Origin of the sequence: Cellulosimicrobium cellulans (assembly GCF_016907755.1) — a bacterium.
Taxonomy (GTDB): domain Bacteria; phylum Actinomycetota; class Actinomycetes; order Actinomycetales; family Cellulomonadaceae; genus Cellulosimicrobium; species Cellulosimicrobium cellulans_D.
Window position 1 is genome coordinate 4,776,748 of the sequence record NZ_JAFBCN010000001.1, and the last position, 12,175, is coordinate 4,788,922.

The window sequence follows — 12,175 nt, forward strand, 5'->3', positions numbered from 1 at the left end:
CGGCACCCGCGCGGGTGCCGGCCGTCGGGTCGGTGCCCGTCAGGCGAGGCGGCGACGGCGGGCGCGGAACAGCAGGAGCGCGCTGCCGGCCCCGAGGAACGCGAGGGCGAGGACGGTCACGAGCACCGCGTCGGTGCCGGTGATCGCGAGCTCCTCGTCCTCCGCGGTGTTGGTGAGCGTCACGACCACCGTGCCGTCGCCGACCGTCACCTCCGAGACCGCCGTCCCGTCGACCGTGAAGGTCGGCGTGCCCCAGTCGACCCCGCCGATCTCGGGTACGTCGGTCTCGGTGAGCCGGACCACGGTCCCCACGGGCAGGTCCTGCGGGCCGTCGACGGCGACCCCGTCGGCGCGGACGGTGAGCGACCCGGTGACGGTGCCGTCCGGGCCGTCGTACGCGTAGCCCACGACGAACTCCGTGGTCGCGGGGACGGCGTCGGACGCCTCGCCGGTCACCCGCTTGACCACGGAGAACCCGCCGAGCGCCTGGTTCGCCGTGTTGGTCGCGGTGACCAGCGTGTTCTGCCCGTCGCCGACGACGACCGTCGGCGGGCTGAACGTCGGGACGCCCCACGCGACGCCAGGGACCTCGGGCAGGTCCGCCTCCGTGAACGTGACGACCGTGCCGACGGGGAGGTTCTGCGGGCCTGCGACGACCGTCCCGTCGGCCGGGACCTGGAGGTAGCCGCCGACGAGGGTGCCGTCGAGCTCGTACGAGTACGCGACGGTGAACTCGGTTCCGGCGGGCACGAGGTCCGCGCGGTCGCCGGTCACCTCCTTGGCGACGGAGAACCCGCCGACCTCGACCACGTCCTGCGTGGTGTTGGTCAGCGTGACGAGGGTGTTCTCCTCGTTGCCGACCGTCACGGTCTCCGGGGCGAACGTGGGGGCGCCCCAGACGACGCCGTCGACCTCCGGCAGGTTGATCTCGGTGAACGTCACGACCGTCCCGACCGGGAGGTCCTGCGGGCCGTCGACCACGGTGCCGTCCGCGAGCACGGTCAGCGTCCCCGTGAGCGGGCCGTCGTACGTGAAGCCCGCGGGCAGGGTCGCGGACCACTCGACCTCGAACGCCGTCCCGGGCGGCACGCTCCCGGCGAGGTCGCCCTCGACCGTCTTGGCGAGCGAGAACCCGCCGACCTGCGCGGTCGCCGTGTTCGTCACGACGACGCCCGCGACGGCGTCCCCCTCACCGATGGTCACGGTGCCGGGCGAGACGGTGGGCTGCCCCCAGTCGACACCGGGGACGTCGGGCATGGTCTGCTCCGTGAACGTCACGACCGTGCCCTCGGGCAGGTCCTGCGGGCCGTCCACCACGGTCCCGTCCGCGAGCACGGTCACCGTCCCGGAGGTCGGGCCCTCGTAGCCGGAGTCGGGCGGAACCACGGCCTCCCAGGCGACGACGAACGCGGCGTCCGGCGGCACGGCCCCGGACGCGTCGCCCGTCACCGACTTCTGCACCGCGAACCCGCCGATCTCCGCGGGCACGTTCGCCGTGTTCGTCACCGTCACCGCGACGCTCGTCGGCCCCTCGACGATCGTGATCGGGGACGCGGGCTCGAGCGTGGGCAGGCCCCAGACGACGCCGTCGACGTCGGGCAGCGGCTGCTCGACGAGCGTCACGGTCGTGCCGATCGGCAGGTCGGACGGGCCGTCCGCCACGGTCCCGTCGGCGAGGACGGTCAGCGTGCCCGACGTGTCGCCGTCGTACTCGACACCCGCGGGGACGGTCGCGGTCCAGTCGACGAGGAACGCGGTCTCGGACGGGACGACGTCCGCCGCGCCGCCCTCGAGCGACTTCTGGACGGTGAAGCCCCCGACCACGGCGTCCGCGACGTTGGTCACCGTGACCGCCACCCCGGTCGCGCCCTCGACGATCGTGATCGGCGACGCCGGGCTGAGCACGGGGTCACCCCACACCACGCCCTCGATCTCCGGCAGCGGCGTCTGCTCCGTGAGCGTGACGGTCGTGCCGACGGGCAGGTCGGACGGGCCGTCCACGACGGTCCCGTCCGCGAGCACCGTCAGCGTGCCGGACAGGTCGCCGTCGTACGTGGCCCCCTCCGGGAGCGTGGCCTCCCAGTCGACGAGGAACGCGGTGTCGTCGGGGACGAGGCCCGCGGCGTCGCCCGTCACCGCCTTGGCCACCGAGAACCCGCCCACCACCGGGACGGTGCCGCCGTTGGCCGTGTTCACGACCGTCACCGTGACGGTCTGGTTCTCCTGGATCGTGAACTGGGCGGGGTCGCCGAGCGGCTCCCCGTTCACCTGGATGACGGGCGTGCCCCACTCGACGCCCGGCACCGTGGGCAGGTTGGTCTCGGTGATCGTCACGACGGTGCCGACGGGGAGCGTCGGTCCGCTGACGAGCGCACCGCTGATCGGCACGACGAGCGTGTCGCCGCCGGTCGTCCCGCCCGGCTCCTCGTAGGTGTACTCGACCTCGAACGTCGTGTCGGCGGGCACGTCGGCGGCGGCCCCGCCCGTCACGGTCTTCTGGACGACGAAGCTCGCCGACGGGATGCAGCTGAACGGCCCCGGGCCGATCCAGGGGTAGTTGTGCTGCTCGTTGCCGCTGCCCGACGTCGTGAGGTCGTTGCCCGCGTAGACGCGCCCGTTGGTGCTCGCCGTGAGCGTCACCTGGTCCGCGGACGGAGCGAGGATCGAGCCGACCCACTGACCGGCACCGTTCACCGCGACGTCGCCCGAGCCGGTGAAGTTCCACATCAGGCGCGCCGCGGCGTTGCCGATGTTCGCGGGGTCGTCGACCCGCACGCCGTTGATCCTCACGTCGTTCACCGTCACGGTCACGGGCGCGTCCCCGACGACGTTGACGACGATCGGGGTGCCGTCCGGGATCCCCACGAACGCGTACTCCGAGGCCCCGTCGAGGTCGGCCGCGTCGATGGTGAACGCCTGGAGGTCCGTGCTCGCCGGGTCGGTGCTCGTGAACAGCACCTGACCGCCGGACCGCGCCGCGGTCCCGGTCGCCGGGACCGCGCCGAGCACGGCCGACTCGTCGACGATCACGGTCTGGAACCCCGCCCACGGGGCGAGCGCGGCGTCCGTGCCCATGTTCGTCTCGACCGCACCCCCGTTGGTGTCGAGACCGCCCACGTCCTCCAGGTCGCCCCCGACGTGCACCGCCCCGCCGCCGTCGAGGTTCGCACCCACGATGACGTTGGTCCCGGAGGCGATGCTCATCACGCCGCCGACGTGGAGCATGGGCGACCCCGGCTCCGGCACGATGCCCGACCCGGCACCGACCGTGCCCACGTTGAAGCTCCCGGGGGTGTCGAACGTCGCGTCCCCGCGCACGACGAGCACACCCTCCGTCTCGGCCGAGGTCCCGGTCGCGGTGTAGTCCCCGCCCGCGTACACCGCGACGTTGTTGTCGGTGAACCCCGGGACCGGCACGGGTCCGACGTTCGGGAAGTCGTCGGGGTCGGGGCAGAACCCGATCGCCGCCGCGGCGGGCCGCGCCTGCGGGCCGGCCACCAGGGCGACCGCGCCCGCGAGCGCGAGCGCGGCGGCGACGAGCGCGGCGGTGCCCCGGCGAGCACGGTCGAGGGCGACGGGACGGGCGGGCGAGCGGTGGGTCATGCCGTGCTCCAGGATCGGAGACGTCGTCTGCGGCGCGCGGGTCCCGAGGCACCGTCGCCCCGGGACGCGGCTGTCCGTGCGGGCATCATGTCGCGCCGCTCCGGGTTCCGCCCGTCGAGCGACGCCGGGCTACGGTGGCCGCTGGAGGTGCCGCCCTTGACCACCCGTGCCCGGACCACCTGGATCGTCGTCGCCGTCGTCACCACGCTCGCCGCCGTCTCGGCGGTCGCGTGGTACCTCACCCGCCCGGGCCCCGCCCCGGCCCCGTCGCCCTCGGGCGCGCCGACCGCCTCCCCCGACCCGTCGCCGTCGGGCCCTCCCCCGACGCCGTCCACCCCGCCCGAGGACCCGCTGGCCGGGTGGACGCTCGAGCAGAAGGTCGGGCAGCTCTTCATGGTCGGCGTCGACGTGAGCGACCCGCAGCAGGTGAGCTACGACGCGGTGTCGCAGCTCCACGTCGGCAACGTGTTCCTCGCCGGGCGCTCGCAGGCGGGCACCGGCCCGACGGCGGACCTCGTCGCGGGCTTCACGGCGCTCGTCTCGGCGGACACGACCAACGGCACGCCGCTGTTCGTCGCGACCGACCAGGAGGGCGGGTACGTCCAGGTGCTGCGCGGGCCCGGGTTCTCGCAGATCCCCACGGCCACGGACCAGGCGGCGCTCGACCCGGCGACGCTGCAGGCCGACGCGACGACGTGGGGCGGCGAGCTCGCGGCGGCCGGGGTGAACCTCAACCTCGCGCCGGTGATGGACCTCGTGCCCGAGGGGACGGCGGCGCAGAACCCGCCGATCGGGTACTTCCAGCGGAACTACGGCTTCACGCCGGACTTGGTGACGACCCACGCGAACGCGTTCAGCGCCGGCATGGAGGCGTCCGGGGTCGACGTGACGATCAAGCACTTCCCGGGGCTGGGCCGCGTCACCGAGAACACGGACACCGACGCGGGCGTCACGGACGACGTGACGACGCGCGACGACCCGTCCGTCGCGGTCTTCGCGTCGGGGATCGAGGCGGGCGCCGCGTTCGTCATGACGTCCACCGCCGTCTACGCGCAGATCGACGGCTCGCTGCCCGCGGCGTTCTCGCCCGTCGTCGTCGACGGGATGCTGCGCGGCGACCTGGGGTACGACGGCGTCGTCATCACGGACGACGTGTCTGCGGCGCAGCAGGTGCAGGCGTGGTCGCCCGCCGACCGCGCCGTCCTGACGATCGACGCGGGCGGCGACATGGTGCTCGCGTCCGCCGACCCGGGCGTCGTGCAGCCCATGGTGGCGGCCGTCGTCGAGCGCGCGACGACCGACCCGGCGTTCGCGGCGAAGGTGGACGCCGCCGTCGTGCGGGTCCTCGCGGCGAAGCAGCGGCTGGGCTGAGCGCCGGTAGCGGACCGTCAGCGGACCGTCAGGACACCGCGCGACGCTCGGGCCGCACGGCGACACCCCGTCGTCCGCGCTGCACGTCGACCCCTGGAAGGACACGCGATGACGCGACTGCACACGCTCGGAGACCGGCTCCTGGGCGCCCTGCTCCCGACGGCGAAGGCCGAGGCCAAGGACTACTACTGCTGGCACAACTACTTCTCGGGCGGCCGCATCGAGGAGTGCTGCCGCGTCGTGCCCATCAACACGACGTACTGCTACTGGATCTGACCCAGGAGCGTCACGCCCTGCGCCGTCCCCGCACGCGGACGGCTCCCGCTGCCCCGGACCGTCACGGTCCGGGGCAGTCGTGCTGGCGGGCCGTTCCCGGTCTCACTCGGCCGCGAGCAGACGCGCGACGGGCAGGCGTCGCACGACCCGCACGGGCCACCACGCCGCGAGCAGCGCCAGGAGGACCCCACCCACGGCGGCGCCCGCCGCGGCGACGACGACCGCGGCCGGGACGTCGTCGGCGAGCAGGCCCGCGACCGCGAGCGCCGCCCCGGCCCCGACGAGCGAGCCGACCGCCCCCACGACCGCGGCCTCGGTGAGCACGAGCCGGGCGACGCTGCGCGAGCCCCACCCCACAGCCTCCAGGAGCGCGAGCTCGGCGGCGCGCTCGCGGACCGCGACGTACAGCACGTCGGCGACGGTCACCGCGCCGAGGAGCGCGACGAGGCCGGCCGCGACGTAGTCCGCGGCGCGCACCTGGACGGTCACGGCGTCGCCCAGCACGGTCCCGGTGACGGCGCCCCGGAACGCGACGGACACCGCGACGAGGACCCCGACCGCGCCGACGCCGAGCGCCAGCGCGAGCGCGCCGACGAGCGTCCGGCCGGGGGCCCGCGCCACGCCGAGCACCGCCAGGGTCCCGACGCGGCGCGGCGACCACGCCCGGCCGACGTGCGCGACGGGTGCGCGCGTGGCCGAGCCGGGGTCGGCCCGCGCCGCGCGCCACGCGGGCACGAGCGCGGACACGGCACCGAGCGCGACCGCCGCGGGCACGGCCAGCAGCACGGACGACGGCACGAGGGTGACCCCGAGCACGGGCGCGCCGACCACGGCGACGGCCGCGCCGAGCACGCCCGCGACGCCGCAGGTGACGAGCGACTCCAGGAGCACGAGGCCGAAGAGCCGGTGGCGCGGCCACCCGACGCACGCCAGCACCGCGAGCTCCGTCGAGCGCACGCGCACCGCCGAGCTCGTCGCGTTCCCGACCGCGAGCCCGCACGCGACGAGGACGAGGACGGCCAGGGCGAGGCTCTTGGTGTCGACGGCGGTGACGATCGCGGTCGCGACGCCCTCCTGGAGCCAGGGGTCGGCGACGACGAGGTCCGGCCGGCCGAACGCTCCCGCGGGCACGGCAGCGGGGACGTGCGTCGTGGACGACCCGACCAGGAGGTCGACGCGGAGGCCGGTCGCGGCGTGGATGCGGTCGGCGACGGCGCGCACGCGCTCCTGGGACCGCGCGTCGAGCCCCACGTCCCCCTCGACGCGCACGCGCAGCGACGCGAGCGGGGCGGCGGAGCCGACGGGGAGCGGCTCGCCGGCCCGCGTGTAGCCCGCGAGGGACGCCGCGGCGTCGAGCGACGTGACGAGCGCGGGGCGCTGCCCCGTCCAGCCGCTCACGGCCGGGCCGGGCAGCAGCGGCCGGTCGCCGAGAGCGGCCCGGCTCGCGTCGTCAGCGCCGTCCACGCCCGCGGGCGCGGTCGGCTCGAACGGGAGGGTCGCGAGCTCCGGGCCGGACTCGACGAGCGCCGGGTCGAACGCGCCCACGGCCCGCAGGGTGAGTCCCAGCCCGCGGTCCTGCGGGGTGTACCGGGCGACGGGGCGCGACGGAAGGTCCGCAGACGTGACGGGGACGGGGTCGTGCCCGGGGTCGTCGCGGAACGCTCCGGCCCACTCGTCCCCGGCGACGTCGACCGGCCCGCTGGTCGCCGGGCCGACGACGCGGACCGCGTCGACCACGGTCGTCGCGTCGGGCCCGACGATCGTCGTCGGCGCGCGGAGCCAGGGCGGCTCGCCCGCGCCGGGCGGCGACGCGAGGGCGGCGAGCAGCCGGTCGTGCACGTCCTGCGGGTCGATCTCGACCCGGTCGACGACGGTCCCCGGGACGTCCCCGAGCAGGTCGAGCGCCGCGCCCACGGTCCGCGACGACGCGACGGTCGTCGCAGCGTCGGCGGGCAGCCGCTCGACGTCGAGCGTCACGGTCTGGTCGAGCGCCGTGCTCGTCGCCGCGAGGACGGGCAGCTCGCCGGGCGCCGCCGGGTCGGCGTCGGCACCGGCACCGGCACCGAGGTACCGCCCGTCCACGACCGCGCCGTCGAGCCCGTCGAGCGCGGCCTCCTGCGCCGGGTCGACCGCGACGACGAGCAGCGGGACGGTCACGCCGACCCAGGCCGTCGGAGCCTCGGGCGCCGCGGCGACCGACCCCGCCGACGACCAGCACGCGAAGGACTCCCGGTCGCGCGGCGCGAACCGGTCGACGTCCTGGTCGTCCCGGGCCGCACCCCACACGCAGTCCTCCGTCGCGCCGTCGGGGTCGTGCTCCACGAGGCGTACCGGGGCGGGAAGCTCGCCGGCCTCGTACACGACCCCGTCCTCCCAGGGCTCCCCCGGGACCAGCTCGAGCGGGTGCTCGGTCGCGTAGAGGTAGGTGTCGCCGTCAGGGACGTGCGTCGTGCCGCGGTCGGAGACGACGGTCGGGCGCACGCGCAGGACCTGGCGCTCCGCCCCCGGGTCGACCGCCGACGTCAGGTCGACGGGCACGGCCACGTGCTGCATGACGTAACCGACGGTCGCGAGCGGGGCCGCGACCTCGACGCCGGGGACGGCGCGGACCGCGTCCCACTGCGCGAGCGAGATCCCGCCGCTCGCCGACGCGACGTCGTCGGCCCGGACCAGGCCGTCCGCCGGGCCGGGCGTGCCCGCCGGACGGACGAGGACGTCGTACAGCGGTCGGGCGTTCGCCTCGACCGTGCCCGACGCGGCGAGGCGCGAGACCGCCGCCGTGGAGGAGAGGAGCGCGAAGCTCGCGACGGCGACCGCGACCGCCAGCACCGTCGCGACCGCACGGCCCAGCCCGTGCCGGAGCTGGGACACCACGAGCGAGATCATCGCGCGACCCCCGTGCCCGGACCCGCCGCGAGCACGGCGGCGACACGGCCGACCACCGCGTCCGCCGGCACGTAGCCCCAGCGGCGCGAGTCGACGCTCGCCTCCGGCGCGTCCCCGAGGACGACGAGCCGGCCGGGCGGGACGCGGTCGTGCTCCTGCCCCCCGACGGCGTCGACGACCTCCGCGGGCACCGGGTCCCCGGCGCCCGCGGCGACGCGCTTCAGCACGAGGCCGCGAGCGTCGCGGGCCCCCGGCGGGAGGCCGTCCGGGGCGGGGGCGACCCGTGCGCCGTCGAGCACGACGACGTCCCCGGGCCGGGCGCGCGGACCCCGCGCGACCAGGACGCGCGTCCCCGCGCCGTAGGCCGGCTCCATGCTCGCGCCGGAGACGGTCACCACGAGCAGGCGGCGGCGCGCCACGACGGGCACCAGGACCGCGAGCGTCGCGAGCGCGAGGACGGCCGCGCGCCGGGCGCCGCGACGGCGCACCGCGTCCGAGCGGGTCACGAGGCCACCACCCGGCCGTCGAGGAGCTGCACGGTGCGCCCGCACTCGCGGGCGAGGGCCGGGTCGTGCGTCGACAGCACGACCGTCATGGGGTGCTGCTCGCGCAGGCCGAGCAGCAGGTCGAGGACCGCGCGGCCCGTGCGCGAGTCGAGGTTGCCCGTCGGCTCGTCGGCGACCAGGAGCCGCGGCCGGACGACCAGCGCCCGGGCGATCGCCACCCTCTGCTGCTGCCCGCCCGAGAGCGTCCCCGGCAGCGCGTGCTCGCGCCCCGCGAGGCCGACGGCGTCGATCAGGTCCCGCGCGCGGTCGACCGCCGCGGAGCGCGCCGCGCGGTCCGGGAGCAGCGGTACGAGCACGTTGTCGAGGACGCTCAGCGCCGGGAGGAGGTGGAACCGCTGGAACACGAACCCGACGCGCCGCCGGTACCGGGCGAGCCGGCCCCGCGGCGCGCCGACGAGCTCCTCCTCGTCGACCCGGACCGAGCCGGAGTCCGCGCGCTCGATGGCCCCCACGAGGTGCAGGAGCGTCGACTTGCCCGACCCGGACGGCCCCGTGAGGGCGGTCAGGCTGCCCGGCTCGAGGTCGAGGTCGACGTGGTCGACCGCGACGAGCCGCTCGCGCTGCCCGAGCGGGAAGGACCGGACCACCTGCGCGAGGCGGACGTGGGCGCCGCGGGCCGGGTCCGCCGCCTCCGACGGGCGGGCCGGGCCGCCCGTCGGGGCCGTGCGGTCTGCGCGGTGCGCGCGCGTGGTCGTGCGTTCGGTCGACATGCTGGTCGGTCTCCTCCTACGACGGGTAGCCGAGCGACGCCGCGATGCGGCGCAGCCGGGACCCTGGTTCGATGCCGAGCTCGCGGCCGTAGACCTCGCGGCAGCGGCGGTACGTGGCGATGGCCTCCGACGGCCGGTCCGTGCGGATCAGCGCGACCATGAACAGCTCGTTGAGCCGGTCGCGGAACGGGTGGGCGACGAGCAGCGGGCCCACCTCGTCGAGCACGTCCCGCGACCGGCCGAGCGCGAGCCACAGCTCCGCGTGGTCCTCCAGGACGCGCAGCCGCCGGTCGTCGAGACCCTCGGCCACCGCGCGCAGCGCGGGGGCCGGCACGTCGGCCAGCGCCGGGCCGCGCCACCGCTCGAGCGCGTCGGCGAGGTGTGACTCGGCGGCGTCGGGGTCCTCGGCGCGGCGTGCGGCCTGCGCCGCGACGACGTCCGCCTCGAACCGCCCCAGGTCCGTCGCTGCGGGCTCCAGCCGCAGCAGGTAGCCGGGCGCCGCCGTCACCAGCGCCGCGGTCGGGTCGGGGTGCCCCGCCGCGGCGAGCGCCTTGCGCAGCCCCGACACGTGCCCGTGGATCTTCGTCACGGCGCTCGGCGGCGGGTCGTCGCCCCAGAGGGCGTCGACGAGCGCGCTCACCTGCACCACGCGGCCCTTGCCGAGCACGAGCGCGGCCAGCAGCGCGCGCCGACCCGGTCCGCCGAGCTGGACGTCCTGGTCCCCGACCCGGGCCCGCAGGGGGCCGAGGACGTCGACGGTCAGGCTCACGACGCCTCCCCCGCCGTCGCGGCGACGTGCTCGCGGTAGCCCTCCGCCTGGGACCGGAACAGCGCGGCGTACTCGCCGTCGTGCGCCATGAGCGCGTCGTGGGTGCCGCTCTCCAGCACGGCGCCCCGCTCCAGGACGACGATCCGGTCCGCGTCGCGCACGGTGCTCAGCCGGTGCGCGACGAGCAGCCGCGACCTGCCGCGGCCGACCGTGCGCAGCGTCGCGTGCAGGTCCGCCTCGGCGCGCGGGTCCAGGCCCGACGACGGCTCGTCGAGCACGAGCAGCCGCGCGTCCTCCCGCAGGAGCGCCCGGGCGACGGCGACGCGCTGCCACTGTCCGCCGGACAGGACCACCCCCGCGGCCCCGGCGTCGTCGAGCACGTCGGCCCCGGCCCCGCCGGTGCGAGCCCTGCCGGTCCCGGTCCTGTCGGGGGCCGCGGTGCCTGTCCGCGTCGGCAGCCCCGCGAACGCGCGCGTCAGCATCGTGTCGTAGCCGCGCGGCAGCGCGGCGAGCACGTCGCCCACCCCGGCCGTCGCGGCGGCTCCCTCGACCGCGCCCGGCCGCGCGGCGCGGTCGAGGTCGCCGAGCGCGACGTTCTCGCGCGCGGTCAGCTCGTAGCAGACGAAGTCCTGGAAGACCGTCGCGACGCGGGCGCGCAGTACCGCCGGGTCGAGCGTCGCGACGTCGACGCCGTCCCACGTGATCCGGCCGCGCGTCGGCTCGTACAGGCGGCACAGGAGCTTGACCACGGTCGACTTGCCGGCGCCGTTCGCCCCGACCAGCGCGACGCACGCGCCCGCCGGGATCTCCAGGTCGAGGGCCCGCAGCACCCACGGCGCGTCGTCGCCGTAGCGGAACCAGACGTCCTCCAGCCGGATCGTGCCTGGTCCGGCGGGCTCCGCCGCCGCGGGCACGTCGGCGACAGCGTCGGCGACGGGCCCGGGCACGGCGGCGACGACCGGCGCGCCCTCGACGACCTCCGTGTACCGGGCGACGAGGACGAGTGCCTCGTCGGCCACCGCGAGCTGGCCGACGACCGCCGCGACGGAGGCCTGGACCGCGCCGAGCGCCGCGACCAGCAGGGCGAGGTCGCCCACGCTGCCCGCGCCGCGCGAGATCCGGACCACCGCGTGGACCAGGACCGCGCCGGAGACGACCGCCGTGACCAGGGCGAGCAACGTCTCGGTCCGCACCGTGACGCGGTCGACGCGCCGCTCGGCGTCGTGCACCGACCCGACCTCGTCGAGCATCCGGCGGCGGAAGTGCTCGCCCAGGCCGAAGAGCCGGATCTCCTTGGCCGCGCGCAGGTCCGTCAGGAGCGTCACGTAGAACAGGCGGCGCCGCGACCGCGGGCTGGTGAGCGCCGTCGTCGAGCTGCGGAGCCGGCCGAGGCGCAGCTGCGCCACGAGCGCGGGCACCGCCGAGGCCAGGACGAGGACCGCCGCGACGGGCGACAGCACCACGAGGGACACGACGAACGCCGAGGCCGTGACGAGCGACTGGACCACGGTGACGAGCGCCGCCGTCAGCAGCAGCGGTCCGGACTCGCCCGCGAGCCGGGCGAGCTGCAGGCGGTCGTGGTACCCGGGGTCCTCGAGCTGCGCGATCCCCGTCGGCCGCACGACCGCGCCGAACAGCGTCGTCTGCATGTGCAGCCCGACACGGCGCCCGATCTCCTGGTCGAGGTATCTCGCGACGTGCGCGAGCACCGCCCCGAGCGCGCCGGTCACGGCGAGACCGACGGCGAGGAGCACGACCGAGCGCGTCGTCAGCCCGGCCCCGACCCCGTCGACGAGCTCCTTCGTCAGCCAGGCGGCGGCGACCGGGACGAGGCCCGCGGCCGCGATCGTCGCGGCCCGCGCCGCGACGGTGCCCGGGGCGGCGCGGTGGTAGAGCCGGACCGCAACGCCGAGCGCGCGCCAGCGACCCGGCCCGGCGCCCATCAGCGCACCACCGCGACCGGCGCCGCGACGTCGGCGAGGACGCCCCCGGCC

General features: G+C 76.6%; 8 protein-coding genes. 2 read left to right on the top strand and 6 right to left on the bottom strand.

Features of this window, described 5'->3' with window-relative positions; translation table 11 throughout:
• Window positions 1-39 precede the first annotated feature (39 nt).
• Window positions 40-3,603 carry a DUF5979 domain-containing protein gene (locus tag JOE63_RS20675; protein ID WP_204543330.1) on the bottom strand — a complete coding sequence of 1,188 codons (3,564 nt, stop codon included), beginning with the start codon at window positions 3,601-3,603 and terminating at the stop codon, window positions 40-42.
• 147 nt (window positions 3,604-3,750) lie between these two features.
• Between JOE63_RS20675 and JOE63_RS20680 the strand changes: the two genes are divergently transcribed.
• Together JOE63_RS20680 and JOE63_RS20685 are read left to right on the top strand one after the other, a co-directional pair.
• Window positions 3,751-4,974, top strand: coding sequence for a glycoside hydrolase family 3 N-terminal domain-containing protein (locus tag JOE63_RS20680; protein ID WP_307840277.1), 1,224 nt, complete (start codon window positions 3,751-3,753; stop codon window positions 4,972-4,974).
• A gap of 108 nt (window positions 4,975-5,082) precedes the next feature.
• Window positions 5,083-5,250: a hypothetical protein gene (locus JOE63_RS20685; RefSeq protein WP_204543332.1), complete on the top strand. Its 168-nt coding sequence runs from the start codon at window positions 5,083-5,085 to the stop codon at window positions 5,248-5,250.
• Between the two features lie 102 nt (window positions 5,251-5,352).
• On the opposite strand, the gene JOE63_RS20690 is transcribed toward JOE63_RS20685, so the two are convergent.
• From JOE63_RS20690 to JOE63_RS20710, 5 genes are all read right to left on the bottom strand, one after another.
• Window positions 5,353-8,136, bottom strand: coding sequence for an FtsX-like permease family protein (locus JOE63_RS20690; protein WP_204543333.1), 2,784 nt, complete (start codon window positions 8,134-8,136; stop codon window positions 5,353-5,355).
• Entirely contained in the window at window positions 8,133-8,642 is a 510-nt protein-coding gene (locus tag JOE63_RS20695) for a S26 family signal peptidase (RefSeq protein ID WP_204543335.1), read from the bottom strand. The genes JOE63_RS20690 and JOE63_RS20695 overlap by 4 nt, the downstream gene beginning before the upstream one ends.
• Window positions 8,639-9,412: an ABC transporter ATP-binding protein gene (locus JOE63_RS20700; protein WP_204543337.1), complete on the bottom strand. Its 774-nt coding sequence runs from the start codon at window positions 9,410-9,412 to the stop codon at window positions 8,639-8,641. The genes JOE63_RS20695 and JOE63_RS20700 overlap by 4 nt, the downstream gene beginning before the upstream one ends.
• A gap of 16 nt (window positions 9,413-9,428) precedes the next feature.
• The gene (locus JOE63_RS20705; RefSeq protein ID WP_167551019.1) at window positions 9,429-10,181 is read right to left on the bottom strand and encodes an AfsR/SARP family transcriptional regulator; all 753 of its coding nucleotides are present in this window, start codon (window positions 10,179-10,181) and stop codon (window positions 9,429-9,431) included.
• On the bottom strand, window positions 10,178-12,175 hold a 1,998-nt coding region (locus JOE63_RS20710), incomplete at its 5' end, for an ABC transporter ATP-binding protein (protein WP_204543340.1). The genes JOE63_RS20705 and JOE63_RS20710, both read right to left, overlap by 4 nt.

Bases quoted from the DNA above. Each gene is read 5' to 3' on its own strand.
- JOE63_RS20675 (WP_204543330.1), bottom strand. From the start codon at position 3,603: ATGACCCACCGCTCGCCCGCCCGTCCCGTCGCCCTCGACCGTGCTCGC.
- JOE63_RS20685 (WP_204543332.1), top strand. From the start codon at position 5,083: ATGACGCGACTGCACACGCTCGGAGACCGGCTCCTGGGCGCCCTGCTC.
- JOE63_RS20690 (WP_204543333.1), bottom strand. From the start codon at position 8,136: ATGATCTCGCTCGTGGTGTCCCAGCTCCGGCACGGGCTGGGCCGTGCG.
- JOE63_RS20700 (WP_204543337.1), bottom strand. From the start codon at position 9,412: ATGTCGACCGAACGCACGACCACGCGCGCGCACCGCGCAGACCGCACG.